This is a genomic window from Acaryochloris sp. 'Moss Beach', assembly GCF_021497025.1.
Taxonomy (GTDB): Bacteria; Cyanobacteriota; Cyanobacteriia; order Thermosynechococcales; family Thermosynechococcaceae; genus Acaryochloris; species Acaryochloris marina_A.
This window is the reverse complement of the sequence record NZ_CP071719.1, coordinates 256,471-276,907: the sequence shown is the minus strand read 5'-3', so window position 1 is coordinate 276,907 and position 20,437 is coordinate 256,471. Positions and strand designations below refer to the sequence as shown.

Here is a 20,437-nt window from a genome sequence, read left to right as displayed (position 1 = left end):
ACCCTATTAATACACCAGTGCCATGAGTTTCCTCTGCACTTTAGGTGCAGAGTTTTTAAGTTTCCTTAGAAATCTTAGGGGTGTGATGTGCCCAGCCCCAAACGAAAATGGCTAAACAAAGAACACCTAGTTTAACTACGAAGTAAGTCGCTCCGCTGGAATATAAAGGATATAGCATCATAATCCCTCCCTTATGGAACTGAATTTACTTTTTTGATTTTTTGGGTACCTAAATTTATTGCCAACCAGAAAGATGTGAATAAAGAACCTCATTCTCTAGTGAGTTTGATGGCTGTTGATTCCTTGAAAGTCGGGCAACTTCAACTGAACAAGGTGCATGGTGTGTAACATGGTTTCTGACACTATTGTGAGAAGGTGTACTATCACTAGCTGGTTCTTCTCCACCCAAAACAATTAAGTCTGCACGCCAAGATAACGCTAAGTCACAAATTAATTGTCCCGGTTCTCCAATTATGCAGATATAGTCCGCATCTATACGGGCAGCCTTGGCTCTCTCTACACAACCAACTAGACGCCTTAAAATCCTCCTCTCAGAATTGGATTTAGGGAAAATAGACTTTTGAACAGGCATTACATCTGAATTTTTCTGAGTAGATTGTAATTGGTCACTAAGTGTCTTGTTGGAAGGTAAATTTTGATCTTGAGAATTTAGAACATGGAGTAGTTTGAGACTAGACTTATGTTCTTGTGCGATGAGAAATGCTTGTTCGAATACAAACTCACTGGAATCAGAATCATCCATGGCGATCAAGATTCTCTTATTCATCATTACCTCCATCTGTTTTAGTGGTGGAAGGTAGAAAATAGTATTACCTTTTCACCTCACCTTCAAATTACTGATATAGTTTGAAGATCTTGTGAGTGAAATGATCCTACTGGCTCAAATTCTGTAGAGTTATTGACTTAAATTTGATTCCTAAGTAACTTTTTATTTTGGTAGGCTTCAATTTTAATTTATACGCTTGGAAAAAAGACAAACAAATTGCGGAACTGATTATTCACATGCCGTTGATTGATCGGTGAATGTCAAAGTGTTTATGAAATTACCTGCTGATAGTTTAACTATTCATTTAACTTAAAATCTTAAATTCACATCCTAAGTAAGGACCCTCTACAAACTGGCGGTTGTCTTTTTGAACTGAGTCAAAATCTTTTAAGAAAAAAAACACACCATCATTAGTACTTCCTATGATTTTGCCTTTACATCCACGCGAAGGTCCTTTCAGGATTTCGACTGAAGTGCCAAAGGAAATCTTTCTTTGATTACTTAGCATCTTTTGCTCAGTGCTGGCTGATATTAGATGATTTTGGTTGGTTTCTTTCATGGCTAGTGATTGTTTCTTTAAAAAAGACCATCATCTGCTTTTAGATATACAGAAAATATTTCTGAATTTCCAATAGTATTGAATTATAGAAATATACATATATATAACCTAGGTATTTGTCGTAGGCATACAGGGTATCTTTTTGCTTATTCCTTGGTTGAGTTAATCTTAAATTCTGATTCTTATATAGGCTCAAAAGGTGCCATGGAGAATTAGGTGAAGCATAGAAATAGGAAGCAGATGAAAAACATAACGAACATATTTCAAGGAAGAATTTTATCTCTATAACGGAGAATAACTATTATTTTGAGCTAAGGATTCTATGCAAGATCATTAGTGTTCATAACTCTGAATCCCTAAATATTTTTTTTTAGTTTGACATACTTAGCTAATTACACATAATCTTTGAATTGATTAGTATCTAGTCTATTCGAAAAACTTAGAGGTTTTGTGAGATATAGGAGAAATCTGCCACCACTAAAAATATTTATCAGCAGTATAATTATATTTATTAAAATTAAATATAGTATTTAATCCTTCAAATATTGATGATAAATATATCAGTGTCATTTAATAATTAGAGAAGAAAGCTAAAGTTCTTTTTATTCCTATAGCTATCAATTATCAGCAAAGAGAAGCACTATCTATATCTTGATCACTGCTCACTTCGTTCTTGCTTTCTCACAATTACTTCAAGTTTTACAAATATATTTTTATTGTCAATGTGTAACTTATAACAGGCAGAAAGCGATGCTTGTCATAACTGTCTGGTTCATATCGCGAATGCAAGAAAGTTATCGTTAACTTTTCCAGGGAAGTACTAGTTACTGAAAAAAGAATTTTTTTTAAGTTAATGACAGGATGTAATCATGGTATACACAAAAGATTTGATTAAAATACTGGCTGAACAAGAAGAAATACCTAGGGAAATTATTTTAGTTAACCAGCTTGATATTCCTAATCCTAGAGAAGTATCTGATAATCATGTAAGTTCTTCTATTAATTTAGGAATAATAGTAGCGATTTTAGTTGTGATCTTGATTTGCTATTCCCCAAACTTTATTAAGCTATTTCGCAGATCCATAGCATATTTGCGAAAAGATAATTGTAATCATTGCCTAAAGTGTAAGTTTTACAATCGAAATGTATACCTTAGCTGTGCTGTTCACCCAAGAAGAGTCCTAACAAGTGATGCACTAAACTGTCAAGACTTTCATTCAAAATAGTGGCGCTAATAGTTTTAGTAACCTCGCATTTTCTACCTCAAATATAAAATAGGAAGTAAGCTGATCAAAGCTAGAATACTTTGTAAAATGAGGCTTGATTTCCCTACTTTCCAATCACCAATACCCAATGTGTATACACCTTTCGCGATACTATTACTAGCGGCAGCTATTAAAATAGCGATCGCACTAACGTTTAGCGCAGTAGACTGACCAGCAGATTGGGTGATACCCATAACGAAAGGATCTACATCCGCGAACCCCAAAATACCAGCTAGAGTGTAGATGCCCGCTTGACCCAAAACCTCAATTGCGTAGTGTGTCAAAACTAACAACATCACAAATATCCCTGCAAAGAGTAACGCAAATCTCAGCTCAAGTGGATTTTGAGTTGTTCCTCGGACTGAGTAAACCTTAGTTGAGCGACCTGCAAATATTAACCATATTCCACCCCCTAAAATAGCGATGCTTGCCACGATACTCATAGGTCCCCATAGGAGTGCTGCAAGAGACTTATTGAAGATACCCGTTAAAACGATCAAGCGGCAATACATCATCCCTGAGGCGATGAGAATTGCTCCTGCATACCTTCTTGGCAGAGGATCTGAGGTGGATTGTTTTGCAAGGGCCACGGTTGTAACGGTTGAAGAATAAGCTCCACCGATCAACGCAATAATAATCAGAGTCCCTCTCCCCTGAAATGCACGCTGCAACAGATAGCTGGCATAGGAGATGCCGCTTACAGCAATGACGACTAACCAAGTCTTAAAGGGATTGAGTTGAAACTCACCATAGGCTTGATTAGGCAGAACTGGCAAGATCACAAATGTCAGTAGTAAAAACTTGGTTAATGTAAGAATATCTTCTGAAGAAAATTGGGTAGCCAACTTTTCTAAAACAGACTTTAATTCCAATAAAAATAAACTGGTAATTGCTAAGGTTGCGGCTTCCCAGTAGTGACCAAAGTAGACGAGTGCACCCACCAAATAGGTTGCCAAGCAAGCAATTTCTGAAGTTACCCCTGCATTTTCTACTGTTTGCAACTTATGCCAATACGAAAGAGCCATCAGACCAGCAATGGCTAGAAAACCCATTCCCAATGCGATACTTTGACCGTTCGACAAAAAGGCGATGCAATACCCTACTAATCCAATCATTGGGTAGGTACGAACCCCACCAAAAGCATAGCGACCTGTTTGAGAATGATGTCCTTCTCGCTCCAATCCAATTAGAAAAGATAAGAATAAGACCCATAGCAGCTTAAAAACATTGCTCTGAGGGATGAATTTTAGATTTTGAGTGTCCATACTTCTCATTGAAGTATCAGTGGTCGTTTATAGGTCTATCGTTCAGGTAGAGAAGGGGGTTCTCTATTCGGGTCTTCAATACTGGTGATGGCTAAGATTTCTGGTTGATATATGCGGATTGTGACAGTAATTTTTTGAGTCTCTGCCTTCATATCTTTAATAACGCTAGATTGATAACTTGCAGCTTCTGTCGAAGTTTTGAAAGGGCCATAGTAGAGGGTGCTTTGTTGTTCTAGCGCCACAATTTCAATCCACCAAAAGGGAGCTTGTTTTTGGGAATAAATCCAAAGCATACCTAGTTTATAAAAGGCAAAGACTATCAGAGTGAGAACAAGAATCATTTGCGCTTAGGGGGCTTATGGGACCTTTTATCCCCCATTCAACTCTTTGTATAAGGCACGCGACCTAGTTATCTTTGACACTTTTGGAATGGCCAAGCGATCGCATATAATCTTCGCCGTCAAAGTAGCACTGGCCATTTCATAGGTATGAACCTCCAACTCAGCGTCGGGATAGGTTTCAAAAACTAAGTGATCACCTGGTAATACAGTCCGCTCGAGGAAGACGTGGGGAATATTGACAATTCGGATAATTTGGGTTCGCTGCATCTCATTGACATAACGACACATCACTTTCTCAGGCAGTTCTGTAATATCAGGACACCTATCTAGTACGCCAGTTGATGCGGATGACATGATGACTCACTCCATCTATGTGGGCACTTTTTCCTTCCGTTCCATCTCTATGGATGATTACCGATATTCCAAAGATTAAGGAATAATTATGTGAAAACCATGAAGATCAGCCAACGAATACTGGCCAAATCGGACATTGAAGGGAATCCTAATGTCGTAACATCAGATAAAAAAATCAGTCACCGAACTCTTTCCTTTCTCAACCAGCATTCGCTAAATCCTTTGTTGTGGCCTGAGATTGCTCCGCAATAATGCACTCCGTGGTCAGAACCATACCCGCAATGGAAGCGGCATTTCGCAACCCAGCACTAGTCACCTTAGCTGGATCGACAATCCCGGCAGTAAACATATCCACATACTGGTTGTTCAAGGCATCATAGCCCGTGTTGAACGGTAAAGTCTTAACCTGCTCTACAACCACCCCACCATTCAGACCCGCGTTCTCAACAATCTGTCTCAATGGAGCAGAGAGGGAACGGACTAGAATCATGGCTCCGATCAGTTCATCACCAATCAAATGTTCAGCAGACCAGTCCTCAAGTTGAGGGGCAAGATGCACGAGCGTAGTACCACCACCCGGAACAATGCCTTCTTCAACAGCGGCTTGAGTGGCATTAATCGCATCTTCTAGTTTTAACTTACGGTCCTTCATTTCTGTTTCAGTGGCGGCCCCAACCTTGATTAGCGCTACCCCACCAGAAAGCTGAGCTAGACGCTCATGCAGTTTTTCCTTTTCAAAGGATGAGTCTGTCTCATCTATCAGGCGATGAATTTGCTTACAACGCGCTTTGACAGCAGCTTCATTGCTTTCCGAAATGAGGGTGGTATGGTCCTTAGTGATGACCACTTGGCGAGCACGGCCCATCATTTCTAGGGTGGCGTTTTCTAAGGTCAGCCCAGTATCTTCACTGATAACTTGTCCTCCAGTGAGTACCGCAATGTCAGCTAACAGATCCTTGCGGCGATCGCCAAATCCAGGTGCCTTGACCGCAGCCACCCTGAGAGTACCTCGTAATTGATTAAGGACAAGGGTTGCTAAGGCTTCTTTTTCAATATCTTCAGCAATTGTCACAAGAGGTTTACCCGTTTGTGTAACTTTTTCCAGAATGGGCAGTAAGGCATTCACTAAGGTGATCTTTTTATCCGTTAGTAATAGGTAGGCATCATCCAGTGTCGTCACCATTCGCTCGGCATCCGTTACGAAGTAAGGTGAAATATACCCCTTGTCAAACCGCATCCCTTCCGTGACTTCGACTTCGGTCTGAATTGATTGGCCTTCTTCCAAAGAAATCACCCCTTGCTGGCCCACTTTTGCCATGGCGGCTGCAATCATTTGCCCCACAGTTTCATCATTGCCCGCAGCAATGGTCCCAACCTGTGAGATCGCATTGGAATCTTTCACAGGTAGTGCATGTTCAGCAATCTGATCCAACAAAAATTGGGTGGCCTGGTCGATGCCCCGTCGGATTGCCATTGGATTGGCTCCAGCTGCGACATTGCGCAACCCTTCTTTTACCATTGCATGGCTTAAAACAACTGCAGTAGTGGTGCCATCCCCTGCCGCATCATTGGTTTTGGCTGCAACTTGGCGCAACAAGGCCACGCCTGTATTGGCTAAAGGGTTGTCTAGCTCAATTTCCTTGGCAATGGTGATGCCATCATTCACAATTTGCGGGGGACCAAATTTCTGCTCAAGGACGACATTGCGACCCCTAGGTCCTAAGGTCACTGACACTGCTTCAGTCAGCAGATCGATCCCTTGCTCTAAGGCATGGCGAGCCGCTGAATCGTATTGAATTGACTTAGCCATTATTCCTTATCTCCAACACGTTGATTCCCTATGTGACAATCGCGAGAATATCTTGGGCCTTGGTCAACACATAGTCTTCATTGCCCAGATTGATATCCGTTCCGCTGTATTTGGCATATAGCACCTGATCGCCGACCTGAATGTCGATGGGGGCATAGGAGCCATTCCCAGACCTCAGACCAGGCCCAACACTAACCACCTCTCCCACTTGAGGTTTCTCTTGAGCTGTATCGGGCATTAAGATGCCACCGGGCGTTTTCTCCGCCGCCTGATTCACTTTGAGAAAAACACGGTCTCCTAAGGGACGAACCGTAGAAACGTTGAGGGTAAGAGTGGTCATAACCGATCCTCCAATAAGTTAACGGGGACAGTTCATCAGGGTTAGCGAGCAGCATATCTATAATGGATAGGTATTCAGATTGTGATAAACCTTTAAAGTTTTTTCTGACTCAAAATTTCTTTCCAAGCTTTTTCTAGAGCAGTTTGGGCTAGATTGAGGTTACGATTAAACCCATGCTGCAAACTAGCCCATTGGTCGTGAAGAAACTCTGTTGCTTCGGCCAAATGGCGCTGATCATACTCATTTGTGGAAGCAAGGTCTTCGCTAACTTGCTGAATCTTGATCTGAAGCTTGTCTGGCCCGTCATTTAGAGAGAACAAACGCTGTAGGCGATCTGTTATTTCATGAATGAGAAATTTCACCTGGTCAGATTTTTCACAGATAAAGTCCTTTGACCCTTCTAACTCAGGTTTGAGTAAGTTTCTTGCTCCTTCTGGAATAATGAGGGCTTCAGGTGTGTATTTCTCTATATCCCCCGGGAGGAGGATTGCTCGCTCTCCAAGGTAAATTGCAATCTCTCCTGCCAAGATATACGCGACTATTTCCCCTGTATGCCAGTCGAACAGAAAATCTTCTACCCATCCCAACGTTTCTCCGATCTTAGTTCGGACTGGGAGTTGATATCCATGATGGAGGTGGGGTGGGGCTGCTACCAGGAGAGGACGATCAACCGATATAGTTCCTCTACCCACGCTAGCAACTTGATTAAGAGACCAATACCGCTGGCGACTGGATAGATATGTGACATATCCAGACTCGTCCAGCCAGATCTCTTCCACATTTCCCAAGTGAGAATTTGTGGTGTTCCCAACCGCAGATAATCCGACCACTTGACTGTAACGGATAATATTGAACATGGGTGTATCTATAATCCTTCAGGAAATAGCAACTGTAATGTTTCAGCGATGGTGTGCCCATTCAATTGAATTTTTAAGATCTCCGATCGCTTTCCATGTTGAAAGCCTGTGAGAAGATCCCTCATCAATCAAGACATCCTGAATTCCCATAACTGAATGGCGATAAAATGCTTGACTTCAAGTGCTATGCGCTCAGAAAGAGGAGTTAGGACTGATCTTGAGAGCCCATTGAAATCGTCTCTAGCTATGAGATTAAAGTGAGAAGTTGAAGACAATGTGAGGGAATGAGATTGTTGCTATTTGGTGCTTGTGACCTTCACAATTTTCACAATATCCCACTCTAGATTGAGTGCTAGACGCCTTAAACCGTAAAGCATTTAGCATTCATCATAGGAGTTAGCATGCAGTATCAACATGTGACAATTTCCCGCCAAGGTGGATCGGATGTTTTTGAGATGGTCATGGATGAACGGCCTGAACCTCGCGCAGGAGAAGTGGGAGTGCGGGTACTAGCAACTGGTGTGGCCTTTACAGACGTTCTGATCCGCGAAGGACTCTATCCGGGTTTACCCAAAGTACCCTTTACCCCAGGCTATGAAGTGGTGGGGATTGTTGATCAGCTTGGCCCAGGGGTCGCTGGGCTGGACATCGGTCAACGGATTGCAGCCCTGACTGTAGTGGGTGGATATAGTGAGTACATTTGTCTACCCGAACACGAATGTGTTTCGGTACCAGCGGAGGTGGATGTTGCAGAGGCTGTCGGTCTAGTTTTGCAGTACGTGACAGCCTATCAGCTACTGCACCGAATCGCTAAGGTTCAACCCGGCGATCTCATCTTGATTCACGGTGCTGCGGGCGGTGTTGGAACTGCGCTCCTGGAGTTAGGTCACCTCGCGGGCTTAAAGATGTATGGTACGGACTCCGCATCGAAACATGATCTCATTGCCAATTTGGGTGCCACTCCGATTGATTATCAGCAGCAAGACTTCCAACAGCAGATTCGTCGTCTCACGCCCAATGGAATGGATGTGGTCTTTGATGCCATTGGGGGGCGTCATTTACTGGGGTCATACCAAACTTTAGCGCCTGGGGGACAACTCATTAGCTATGGGTTTTCCTCAGCTCTATCAGCACAATGGGGAAGGCTGTTGATAGTAGGAGGGAGTATGGGCCTTCTGACTCTGTTAAACATCTGGCCGGATCGTCGTAGGGCAGTTTTTTACAACATTGCTGATTTAAAGCGGCGTCAGCCAAATTGGTTCCGAGATGACTTAATGAGCCTTCTAGATCTACTGGTGGATGGCTCTATCCAGCCTATCATTGCCGATCGCCTACTCTTAACAGACGCAGCGGCGGCCCATGACTTACTGGATCATGCGGCAGTGAGAGGTCAGTTAGTCTTACTGTGTAATGAAACATTCCAGGCGAACTCATCCAAGCCAGAGAGCAAATCCTTACCCGTAGAACACCCATCTGCTCTAGGTTAAAGCCGGTATTCCTATGGTCGAGAGCAGTCGTCTCTTGACAAGTATATTTTTTTGACTGTTAGGGAGGTTGTTTTGTCCCTTAGGCTCGCAATTTTATTGGCTCTAGCCCTTTTGATCGTTCTGCATTTTGGGTCCGCTTGGCAGTTTCACCGCTCAATTGATCAACAAGTCCTAACCTTGAGAATGCTTACCGGTGATGAACAGGTCGTTCAACCCCCTAGGTTGATTTGTGCATTGGCAATGAGATCCCATCGCCCAGACACAGACAAAGGGCCATCTCAGTATTGTCCCACCACTATTCAGATTCACCAAACAGGTGAAATGCGTTTGTCTGAGCAGGGGCAGTGGCTACCTTTTTCGGCCACTCAAGACTTCTCGATTCGACAACCAGGGTTTGTGTGGCGAGCCACCTTTCGGCTTGCGCCCTTTATTCATATCGAAGTAGTGGACAGTTATGTCCAAGGCAAAGGCAGGCTGGAAGGAAGGCTGTTGGGTTCGGTTCCCCTTTTAAGGGCGGCAGGATCGAGTACAGATAAAGGGGAGCTAATGCGGTGCCTGGCGGAACTGATCTTTTTCCCAGCCGCGTTTCTGAATAATTCAGCGTTACATTGGCACGAACTGAATGAGTTCACGGTAGAAGTTAAAGGTGAACCGGACGTAGGAGTCCATTACAATTTCGATCCTAACGGTGACCTCGTCGATATCACTGCACCGAATCGACCCCGAATGGTTGCAGGACAAGCCGTTGAAACCCCCTGGAGTTGTACGGTATCCGATTATAGGACATTGAGTGGGTACGATATTCCGACCTTTGGTCAAGTGAGCTGGCAATTGGAAGACGGCCCCTTTACCTATTGGCGGGGACGCATTACCCATCTTGAGACGGATCCAGACAATCAATCACTCTTCCAGGCTGAAGTTTGATCCGGTCTTTGTTCAGCCTGGAATCTTGGCTGAAGTACTTGCCATGGTTTAGATATGGCATGGCAGATAGACCTTGGCCAGATATTCGCACCGATTCCTTGGTGATGGAAGGGCTGAAGGTGTAGCTTATCACTGTTTCTCCTTTATGGAACCTCTGTAGTGGCCTGAAGGTAAGTCAGAGATTGGATTATCGACCTCACAAGATTACCAAGACTATTTTCTACTGTAGAAATGAGGATAAATGGAGAATCTCGCCATGGGACAATCTTTTTTGCCAGTTTATCGGATTTTATTAGAAGAATAGGAGTGCGATAAATGCAAATCCCCTCCGATTTAAGACTGTTTTTTCACCCTGACTATCCGGAATGGGTCACGGTATTGAGCTGGTTATTGATGGCGTTGTTCTTATTGTTGAGCTTTGCCATAATGCTCGGTCGAACCGAGTCTGAATCAGACTTCCTAGATCGATATTAGTCATGGGCTGACACTCGATCGTGTAATCCGACACTTTCAAATCAGCTTAAGTCAGTAACGCGAACAGGTGATCGATATGTTTACAACCATCAGATCGAATAAAGACGCTCTTGGGGCCTATTTGACCCGTATGGGTGAATACTCGCTGTTGACCCATGCAGAAGAAGTGACATTAGGCCAACAAATTCAATCATCCCTACATCCACCGCATGGGATTTCCCAGGCTGAATTAGACCAGATACAGCAACTGGGGCAGCGGGCAAAACACAGGATGATTTGTGCCAATCTGCGGTTAGTGGTCACGATCGCTAAGAAATATCAAAAACGGGGAATGGATTTAATTGATCTAATTCAAGAAGGGAGTTTGGGGCTAGAGCGAGCGGTAGAGAAATTTGATCCTGTTAAGGGATATCGATTTAGCACCTATGCTTACTGGTGGATTCGCCAATCTATTACTCGTGCGATCGCAATGCAGTCCCATACCATTCGTTTACCCGTGTATATGACGGAAAAGCTCAACCGAATCAAACGAGTGCGTCGAGAGCTATCCCAAACCCTTGGGCACACACCAACTCACCAGGAAATGGTTTCAGAATTAGGCATCACATTGGAGCAACTGCAGAAGACCTTACAAGCCGCCCGGGTATCCAATCCTGAATCCCTGAATATCCGCATGGGAAAGGATCGAGACACGGAGTTAGGAGACTTAATAGAAGATCTGCAAATGCTCAGCCCGAGTGAAGTGGTGGAACAGGATTTTTTTCGAAATGCTTTATGGTCGGCACTAGCTCAGCTCAATGACAACGAGCGAACAGTTCTTATCCTCCGTTATGGCCTAGAAGATGGGCGAGAACGTTCACTCTACCAGGTGAGTCAGCAAATGGGGATCAGTCGGGAATGGGTAAGACATCTAGAAAAATCAGCAAAATCAAAGCTTCTAAAATTTGGCAATCTGCAAGATTTCATAGCTGCATAGATGAGGGTTCAAAAAGGACATGCATCTGCATCCAGACAGTGTTGTCCTCCCAACTGGGCTTTAGCCTGCTGATAGTCCTCCAAATGAATGGAGACCGGATCAACCCGCCAAATCTCTTGGCAATATTCCCGAATGGCCCGATCTGAAGAGAACCGCCCAATCCGAGCGACATTACGAATGGTCGTTCTGGTCCAGGTATCTTGATCTTGAAATGCCTGTCCCACCTGATCTTGGCAATCAATATAAGACTGATAGTCTGCGAGTAAGCAATAGGAATCTGCTTGCAGAAGTTGATCCACTAGGGGTTGAAATAGCGCCCGATTCCCATGGGAAAAATATCCAGAGGCTACGAGGTCGATCGCTTCTTTCAGGGTTGAATTGGTATTGTAGTAAGTCCGAGGGCAGTATCCTTGTGACTTAAAGTTGACAATATCTTCAGTGGTCAACCCAAATAGGAAAAAATTGTCGGCTCCCACTGCCGCTCGAATTTCAATATTGGCCCCATCGAGGGTGCCAATGGTTAAAGCGCCATTCATCGAGAACTTCATATTGCCCGTGCCGGAGGCTTCTTTCCCTGCAGTGGAAATCTGCTCTGACAAGTCAGCAGCGGGATAAATCCGCTGACTGTTTGTGACATTGAAGTCAGGTAGAAAGACCACTTTGATGCGATCGCAGATGTCAGGATCATGATTCACCACTTCTCCCACCGACGTGATCAGCTTAATGATTAGCTTGGCCATCTGATAGCCGGGAGCAGCCTTGCCCCCAAAGATAAAAGTGCGGGGTGGAAACGCGAGTTGGGGGTTGTGCTTGATGCGGTTATAGAGGGTAATGATATGGAGCACATTGAGATGTTGGCGCTTGTATTCATGAATGCGCTTGGCCTGGATATCAAAGATAGATTCGGGATTCAGGGTCAGTCCTTGGTGAGCCTGAATATAGTCTGCTAGATCCTGTTTGACGGCTCGTTTTACCTGTCGCCAGTCTTGGCGGAACGCTGGATCGTCAGCTAAAGATTCTAACTGTTGGAGATCGTCCAGTTTTTTCATCCAAGATGCACCAATCTCTCGGGTAATCAACTGAGTTAGCTTCGGGTTAATTAAGACCATCCACCGACGCGGAGTTACTCCATTGGTAATATTTCTGAACTTATGGGGCCACAGGTCATAGAAATCTTTCATGACCCCTTTTTTTCAGGAGTTCTGTATGCAAAGCTGCCACCCCATTGATGGCGTGACTCCCGACACAGGCCAGGTGAGCCATGCGAATTCGTTTGTTCCCGCTTTCTTCAATGAGGGATAAGCGGGCGAGTTTATCTGAGTTGCCTAGGTATTTAAGCCGCACCTGATCGAGAAACCGCTGATTAATTTCGTAAATAATTTCCAAATGCCGAGGCAGGAGATGACCTAATAGATTCAAAGGCCAGGTCTCCAAAGCTTCGGGAAGGAGGGTGTGATTGGTGTAAGCGAAGGATTGATGGGTGATGTCCCAAGCCTTCTGCCAATCGAGCAGATACTCATCCACCAACAACCGCATGAGTTCTGCAACCCCAATAGCTGGATGCGTATCGTTGAGTTGAATCACAAATTTCTCATGAAACGTCTCGATTGGGTCGTCCCGCAACAGATGAATTTTTAGTAAATTTTGGAGAGAGCAGGAAACGAAAAAGTATTGTTGTTCAAGACGCAGTTGCTTCCCTTGGATAGGTTCATCATTGGGATAGAGGACTTTGGTAAGATTTTCAGAAATAATTTTGGCATCGACGGCTCCGTAATAGTCCCCGTCATTAAAGGCTTGAAAATCGAAGGACTCTGGGGCTTCTGCCTTCCATAGCCGCAGCGTACTCGTGGTGTTCACGCGATAACCGGAAATGGGGGTGTCATAGGGAACTCCATTTACCACTTGGTGAGGAATCCAACGCACTCGGTAGCTGCCTTGATCATCGGTGTAGGGTTCTGTATAGCCCCCAAACTTGACCTCCACTGCATTCTCTGGACGAGGAATTTCCCAGGGGTTCCCCAGACGTAACCATTTATCCGTAATTTCCACCTGCCAACCATCCCGGATTTCCTGGTCAAAAATGCCGTACTCATACCGAATGCCATAGCCAATCGCTGGAATTTCCAGGGTAGCTAGGGAGTCCATATAGCAGGCGGCTAAACGACCGAGTCCCCCCATTCCCCAATCCCGGTTCTTCTTCTTGCGCCAAAATGGATCTCAGATCTAATCCCGAGGATTCCACCGCTTGTTGGACTTGATCATAGATACCGAGATTAACCAGGTTATTTTCTAAGTGAGGGCCTGGTAAATATTCAGCAGAGAGATAACAAACCACCTTGACATCCTGTTCACGGTAGGTTTTGACGGTGTTAATCCAGCGATGCAGTAATCGATCGCGCACCGTATAGGCGACGGCCATGTAGTAGTCATATAGGGTGGCAATTTCTGGGAATTTACCTTGGATGTAATAGAGATTATCTGCGATCGCACGCTGTAGCGTTTCAGAACTCAGTCCTGTTCGGTCGTCCTCAATACAAAATGAATCACAAATTTCAGTAATGTTCTCAGGAGAGAGCTCCGAGAGATGAAAGGAGTTGTTCTCTTCATTGAAAGAGCGTTTCTTAAATGGTTCAGACATGAAAAATTGACGGCATCACGACAATAAAACCTATTTGTTACAGACTGTTCTGGACGAGTGGATTCATTCAACATCTATGCAAGGCAATACCTTGAGCAAAACGATTTCCCATTAACCTTGATGCCAGAGTATAGATACTGAACAAATCGCAATCTTGGTTTGATAGAAGACAGTAATAAACGATTCTCTCCACATTCCACCTAAAAAAATTGAACTGGTGGGAAGTTGGAATCTGTTAATTTCACACGGCTAAGAATGTCAAAACATTAAGTGAGAATGTTGAAGAAATTGTGACGAGAATATATTCCAGTCCATTCAGATTGAGCACATTACATTTGGTAGGATAGTCCTCAAGTTTTGGATAATCAGATGTTAAAAGCTGATGCCTGACAAGCTGCTTCTCCTCTTCCATCCCTTGGTTGAGTCATTCTACCCCTCAGATCCTGGCATCAAAGGTACAGTAGGCTGATGTATTGCGATTTATACTTCCCTCGCTAAATAAAATTGGATGGCTTTTACAATGAATCTAGATATCCGTTAGGCAAATACGTATGATTAAGCAGAAAATCATGACGTTTCCTGTCGAATCAGCCCTGGATGTACAACCGCTTATTGCTGGGCCTGATACTCCCTTAATTGAAGTCATTGGTCTAACGAGTCAAACTAATTCACAATGCCATTTACTAACAGGAGAGGTTAACCTTTCAACTCCTCAAAACCTAGGATTCGAACAAAAGGGTTGTGTTCTAATTGTCGAGAATTCACATTTGGTCGGCATCCTCACGGAACGAGACATTGTTCGGTTAATAGCCGAAAATCGCTCATTGGACAAACTCACTGCTCAAGCAGTGATGTCTCAGCCCGTAGTAACGATAATCGATGAAGGGCATTTGACAGTGTTTACAGCTTTAGAGCTGATGAACCGTCAAAAAATTCGCCATTTGCCTGTACTGGATCAACACGGGCAGATTAAGGGACTACTGACTCCTCGTCGAATTCGGAATTTTCTGCAACCCTCCGATTTACTCAAAGTTCGTCGAGTTCATGAAGTGATGATCACAGACGTGGTTTATGCGTTGTCTGAGGATTCACTATTGCAGATTACCCAGTTAATGAACCAACGGCATGTCAGCTGTGTCGTCATCATTGCACCTGCTACTCATAACACTGAAAGTCCCTGTCCTAAAGGGATTATTACAGAGAGAGACATTGTCCAGTTTCAGCGGTTAGAGCTGGATTTTGCCCAGACTCAAGCTCAAGAAGTAATGAGTACCCCCCTTTCCCTCGTTGGCCCAAATGACTCACTGTGGGCCGTACATCAGAAAATGCAGCACCAGAAAGTGCGTCGGTTAGTTGTAGCGGATTCACAAGGGTCATTGCGGGGCATTGTCACCCAGAGTAGTTTACTCCCCGTAAACCCTTCTGAAATTTATGAATTCGTGGAGCAGCAGCAGCAGCTCATCAAACAACTGGAGACCCAAAACCATCTGCTACTTCAACAACGTAACCAAGAACTGGAGCAGCTTATTCAAGATCGAACATCGAAATTAGAGCGCCGGGATCTCATGCGGCACCATCTGGCTAAAGGTCTGGCAACATCTACTGGCAAGGATTTCTTTCAATCTCTTGTGATGCATCTTAATCAAGCACTTCCTGCTGATTTCGTTTATATTGGACAACTTGTTGAGTCTGAGGGGCAAGCAACGATTCGCACCCTCGCTGTGGCAAAGGAAGGGCAGCTCCAATCCAACTTTGAATATGCCCTAGCTGGGATGCCCTGTGAGGAGGTTGTTGATCAACAATCATGTGTATACCACCAAGGGGTTTCAGCGGTTTTTCCCCATGATCAGATACTCAGAAACTTATGTATAAAAGGATATTTGGGAACTCCCCTCATGTCTAGTTCAAAGCAAGTCGTGGGATTAATCGTTGTTCTATGCCACCAGCCCCTTGAAGATCTGGAGTTTATAGAAGAGGTGCTGACGATTCTGGCCCAGCGAACCACAGCAGAGCTTGAGCGCCAAACCGCAGAAACTGATCGCAATCGCTTCCTTACAGTCTCTTTGGACCTACACTGTATTGCGGGCTTTGATGGCTACTTCAAAACGGTCAATCCCTCTTTTGTCCGCATTTTAGGGTATTCAATTAAAGAACTTCTGGCTCAGCCTTTCCTCAACTTTGTTCACCCCGAGGATCGGGATGCCACTGTTAGGGAATTAGAGCAGTTGGAAATGGGTACGAATACCATTGCCTTTGAGAATCGATATCGTTGCCATGATGGTTCCTATCGTTGGTTTCTCTGGTCAGCCACTCCCTATCTCCAGCAGCAACAGATTTATGCTAGTGCTCGTGATATCACTGCTCGAAAGGAAATTGAGCAAGTTTTAGCCTTGAGAGCCAGACAACAGACTTCAGTAGCTCACTTGGGAGCATTAGCCTTAGCAAATCGAGATCTCGATGATTTGATGAATGAAATTGTCAGAGTCATCTCTCAGACTTTGGAGGTGGAATATTGCAAAGTACTTCAATTACTCCCCGATGGTGAATCTTTATTGCTGAAGGCCGGGGTTGGATGGCAACCTGGGCTGGTGGGTCAAACGATCATTGGGACTGAGCGAGAGTCCCAAGCCGGATACACATTGCGGAGTACGAGGCCGGTCATTGTTGACAACTTGGAGACTGAAACGCGGTTTAGCGGACCACCCTTGTTACGAGATCACAAGGTTGTCAGTGGGATGAGTGTCATTATTCAAGGGCAACATCAAACTTACGGGGTCATAGGTGCTCATACGATTTACCATCGTCTCTTTAATGAGAACGATATTGACTTTCTCCAAGCAGTGGCCAATCTGTTGGCACAAACGATGGACCGGCACCAAATCGATCAAGTATTGAGACAAAACGAACTAGAATATCGAACTTTGGCAGAAAACCTACCGGGAATTATTTATCGAGTCTTTCCTGAAGACCATAACCGAACGGTGTTTCTGAATGATCAGTGCAAAACATTGACGGGTAATGATTCTATCAACCTTTCAGTGGGAGAAGTTTGCTCCATTGACCCGATGATTGTGCCAGAAGATCGGTCTCAAGTGGTTACAACCGTGCAAGAAGCGGTCTCTTGCTTGAAGCCGTTTCAAGTGGAGTATCGAATCAAGGATAAACAGGATCAGATTCGGTACTTTTGGGAGAAAGGACAACCCATTCCAGCCCAAAATGGTCAACCACTTCACATTGATGGCGTCATTTTTGATGTGACGGATCGCAAACAAGCTGAAGCTGCACAACAAGAAAGTCAACAGCGTCTGAATAGTATTCTTGAGTCGCTTCAAGATGTCGTTTGGTCTGTGAGTGCAGACTCATATGAATTGTTGTATCTTAGTCCAGCTGCAGAAGAGGTGTATGGACGTTCCATTTCAGAATTTTTTGATAATTCACAACTCTGGTTGCACGTTGTTCATCCACAGGATCAGGAAAAGGTCAGGTCTTTTTCTGATCAGCTACTCAAGACGGGCAATAAAGAATTGGAATACCGTATTGTCCGTCCAGATGGCTCAATCCGATGGTTGTTGGATCGAGGCTGGGTGATTAAAGATGCTGAAGGGATGGTCCTGCGATTGGATGGCGTGGCGACGGATATTACGGAACGCCAGCAATCACAAGATCAAATATCAGAACTAGCAGCGCTATTGGATGTCGCCACTGATGCCATTCTGGTCCGGGGACTTGACGGTCGGATTCAATACTGGAACAAAGGTGCAACTGCTCTATATGGCTGGACTCAGAAGGAATCGCTCAGTCAAGATGTAGACCAATTACTAGATATAACAAATGAGGAAGCAGCAGAGATTGAACAATATGTGAGGAAGCAGGGAAAGTGGCAAGGCGAACAACAACATGTGACTAAATCAGGGGACGTAATCACGGTGATGAGCCGATGGACGTTAGTCCAAGATAGTTTAGGAAATTCCAAAGCCATACTCATTGTCAATACCGATGTCACTCAAGCAAAAAAACTTGAAAAACAATTTTTACGAGCTCAGCGACTGGAGAGTATTGGTTCACTTGCCAGTGGGATTGCTCACGACCTCAATAACATTCTGACACCTATCTATGGTGTGGCCCAGCTTTTACCCCTGCAACTTCCCAATGCAAGTGAACAAATTCAGCATCAGTTTGAGATTTTACAAGCCTGTGCGCAACGGGGGTCAAAACTCATTACCCAAGTGCTTTCATTTTCCAGAGGCGCAGACGGGGAACGCGCGATTCTCTACATCAAACCTTTACTGAGTGAGCTTAGAGATTTCGCCCTTAAGACGTTTCCTAAATCCATTGAAATATCCATGCAGATCTCTGAAGATCTTTGGTCGATTCATGCAGATGCAACCCAAGTCCATCAAGTCTTTATGAACTTACTCGTAAATGCTCGTGATGCGATGCCAGATGGCGGTTTTTTGTCTGTCCACGCAATGAACCTTACTCTAGATGAAACCCTTGCAGCAGACTATCTCAATGCCCAAACTGGCCCATACATTTTGGTCACCATTACAGATACTGGAATTGGCATTCCTCCTAAACTACAGGAACAGATATTCGAACCCTTCTTCACCACCAAGGAGCCTGAAGGAGGAACCGGGTTAGGGCTCTCGACGGTCAACAAGATTATTCAAAGCCATCATGGATTTATCACCGTCTACAGTGAAGTCGGTCAAGGCTCTCAATTCAAAATCTACCTCCCTGCTGTTGAATCAACAGCTAGAGTTGAGAAAGAACATTTAGACTGTCCTAACGGTCAGGGAGAAATCGTTTTAGTCGTTGATGATGAAGCTCCGATTCGGGAAGTGGCCCAGAGTATGTTGTTAAAACACAACTATCAGGTAATGACTGCGGCTGATGGTATTGATGCCATTGCTCAGTTTGCTCAACATCATACAGAGATTGATGTTGTATTAATGGATATGCAGATGCCAACACTCAGTGGAGAAACAACCATTCAGGCGCTGCGAAAAATCAATCCTCAGCTTAAGGTCATCGTAACCAGTGGCCTCCTGGTTGATGAGACGTTTGCGTTATCCCTTGGACAGTGTGTTAGAGCCTTTCTTCAGAAACCTTTTTCTTCAGATACCTTGCTCAGAATGTTACAGAATATCCTTCAAAATAAGTCACAGGATACAGATATTAAAGCTCTTGCAAATAATAGTGACTAGTGCATCGTTAAGACTTGATTTTAGGGTAAGTATGTCTGGTAAGTATTATTATGCAAGCCTTCTGGAGATCGCCTACCCTAATTTTTTAGCTTGACGCTGCACTAGAAGAAATTTTCAGAAGAGGAGGTTGAGGTGGCACAGGATCCGCTACCAGTCGGTAATTTACCTACACATCTATTGGCCCACTTTCTCTCTCAAACCCCCCATTCATGATCCTCAAGTCCTATTGGGGCCAGGCATTGGGCTTGATTGTGCTGTCGTCGATGGGGGAGCAAAGTTATGGGTCATTAAATCTGATCCCATTACCTTTGTCACAGACGAAATTGGTTGGTATGTCGTCCAGATTAATGCCAATGATATCGCCACAACTGGGGCTACTCCCCGCTGGTTGATGGCCACTATTCTTCTCCCCGAGCAGAGGACCACTGCAACTTTGGCTGAACGAATTCATCAGCAAATTTACACGGCTTGTCAGGAGATCAATGTCTCTTTAATTGGGGGGCATACTGAAATCACCTATGGCCTAGACCGACCCATCGTTGTCGGAACACTGATTGGTGAAGTGGCGCGAGATAGCCTTATTACTCCTCGTGGTGCTAAGCCTGGTGATCGCATTTTGTTGACTAAAAGTGTACCCATTGAAGCTACGGCAATCTTAGCTCGCGAATATTCTGAACAAATCAGTCAGGCGTTAACTCCCGATGAGCTGACTCAGGCGAGGGGTTACCTCTATAAGCCTGGTATTAGTGTGCTCCGTGATGCCCAACTTGCCAGCCAAGCTGGGCAAATAACGGCGATGCATGACCCAACTGAAGGAGGGTTACTCGCCGCCCTTTGGGAGTTAGCCCAGGCCAGTAACTGCCAATTAATGATCGACCTTGAGAAAGTGCCGATATCGGACCTCTCAGCCCAGATTTGCCAAGTTTTTGAGGTTGATCCATTGGCTGCGATTGCTTCTGGAGCGCTTTTGCTGACTGCTCCCAAACGTGATGCAACCTCGATTTGCCGGACCTTAATCGCGTCTGGTATTCCCTGTTGTGAGATTGGAGAAGTTAAGTCAGGGAAGGCCACCGTATGGTCTAGATCAGCATTGGGACGTAAACCGTTACCTTGTCCTAGTCGAGATGCGATCGCAAAGGTGATCAGTCCTTAA

The 20,437-nt window shown here is 44.5% G+C and carries 14 protein-coding genes and 1 pseudogene; 6 read left to right on the top strand and 9 right to left on the bottom strand.

Features of this window, described 5'->3' with window-relative positions; translation table 11 throughout:
* Positions 1 to 235: 235 nt before the first annotated feature.
* The 8 genes from HRE53_RS29805 to HRE53_RS29770 all read right to left on the bottom strand — a co-directional run bounded on the left by HRE53_RS29805 (position 236) and on the right by HRE53_RS29770 (position 7,578).
* A complete protein-coding gene (locus HRE53_RS29805; protein ID WP_255801601.1) occupies positions 236 to 787 on the bottom strand; it encodes a universal stress protein in 552 nt (183 codons plus the stop codon).
* Positions 788 to 1,091: 304 nt separating this feature from the next.
* Positions 1,092 to 1,346 (bottom strand): hypothetical protein, encoded by a 255-nt coding sequence (locus HRE53_RS29800; protein ID WP_212667050.1) that lies wholly within the window; start codon positions 1,344 to 1,346, stop codon positions 1,092 to 1,094.
* 1,258 nt (positions 1,347 to 2,604) lie between these two features.
* Positions 2,605 to 3,876: an MgtC/SapB family protein gene (locus HRE53_RS29795; protein ID WP_235111843.1), complete on the bottom strand. Its 1,272-nt coding sequence runs from the start codon at positions 3,874 to 3,876 to the stop codon at positions 2,605 to 2,607.
* A gap of 35 nt (positions 3,877 to 3,911) precedes the next feature.
* A complete protein-coding gene (locus tag HRE53_RS29790) occupies positions 3,912 to 4,169 on the bottom strand; it encodes a DUF1816 domain-containing protein (protein WP_212667052.1) in 258 nt (85 codons plus the stop codon).
* 75 nt (positions 4,170 to 4,244) lie between these two features.
* Entirely contained in the window at positions 4,245 to 4,571 is a 327-nt protein-coding gene (locus HRE53_RS29785) for a DUF1830 domain-containing protein (protein WP_235111842.1), read from the bottom strand.
* A gap of 199 nt (positions 4,572 to 4,770) precedes the next feature.
* Positions 4,771 to 6,381 carry a chaperonin GroEL gene (gene groL / locus HRE53_RS29780; RefSeq protein WP_235111841.1) on the bottom strand — a complete coding sequence of 537 codons (1,611 nt, stop codon included), beginning with the start codon at positions 6,379 to 6,381 and terminating at the stop codon, positions 4,771 to 4,773.
* Positions 6,382 to 6,409: 28 nt separating this feature from the next.
* The gene (gene groES / locus HRE53_RS29775) at positions 6,410 to 6,721 is read right to left on the bottom strand and encodes a co-chaperone GroES (RefSeq protein ID WP_212667054.1); all 312 of its coding nucleotides are present in this window, start codon (positions 6,719 to 6,721) and stop codon (positions 6,410 to 6,412) included.
* A gap of 92 nt (positions 6,722 to 6,813) precedes the next feature.
* Positions 6,814 to 7,578 (bottom strand): PRC-barrel domain-containing protein, encoded by a 765-nt coding sequence (locus HRE53_RS29770; protein ID WP_212667055.1) that lies wholly within the window; start codon positions 7,576 to 7,578, stop codon positions 6,814 to 6,816.
* Between the two features lie 401 nt (positions 7,579 to 7,979).
* On the opposite strand from HRE53_RS29770, the gene HRE53_RS29765 reads away from it, so the two are divergent.
* From HRE53_RS29765 to HRE53_RS29750, 4 genes are all read left to right on the top strand, one after another.
* A complete protein-coding gene (locus HRE53_RS29765) occupies positions 7,980 to 9,065 on the top strand; it encodes a medium chain dehydrogenase/reductase family protein (protein WP_212667056.1) in 1,086 nt (361 codons plus the stop codon).
* A 72-nt stretch (positions 9,066 to 9,137) separates the two neighbouring features.
* Complete coding sequence (locus HRE53_RS29760) at positions 9,138 to 9,989, top strand: DUF6544 family protein (RefSeq protein WP_235111840.1); 852 nt, start codon at positions 9,138 to 9,140, stop codon at positions 9,987 to 9,989.
* A gap of 315 nt (positions 9,990 to 10,304) precedes the next feature.
* The gene (locus HRE53_RS29755; RefSeq protein WP_212667058.1) at positions 10,305 to 10,463 is read left to right on the top strand and encodes a hypothetical protein; all 159 of its coding nucleotides are present in this window, start codon (positions 10,305 to 10,307) and stop codon (positions 10,461 to 10,463) included.
* 76 nt (positions 10,464 to 10,539) lie between these two features.
* Positions 10,540 to 11,439 carry a sigma-70 family RNA polymerase sigma factor gene (locus HRE53_RS29750; protein WP_212667059.1) on the top strand — a complete coding sequence of 300 codons (900 nt, stop codon included), beginning with the start codon at positions 10,540 to 10,542 and terminating at the stop codon, positions 11,437 to 11,439.
* 8 nt (positions 11,440 to 11,447) lie between these two features.
* Here HRE53_RS29750 and HRE53_RS29745 read toward each other — a convergent pair.
* A pseudogene (locus tag HRE53_RS29745) lies at positions 11,448 to 14,077 on the bottom strand (glycogen/starch/alpha-glucan phosphorylase).
* 551 nt (positions 14,078 to 14,628) lie between these two features.
* Here HRE53_RS29745 and HRE53_RS29740 point away from each other — a divergent pair.
* Together HRE53_RS29740 and HRE53_RS29735 are read left to right on the top strand one after the other, a co-directional pair.
* Positions 14,629 to 19,284 (top strand): PAS domain S-box protein, encoded by a 4,656-nt coding sequence (locus HRE53_RS29740; RefSeq protein ID WP_212667061.1) that lies wholly within the window; start codon positions 14,629 to 14,631, stop codon positions 19,282 to 19,284.
* Positions 19,285 to 19,411: 127 nt separating this feature from the next.
* A complete protein-coding gene (locus HRE53_RS29735) occupies positions 19,412 to 20,437 on the top strand; it encodes an AIR synthase family protein (protein ID WP_235111839.1) in 1,026 nt (341 codons plus the stop codon).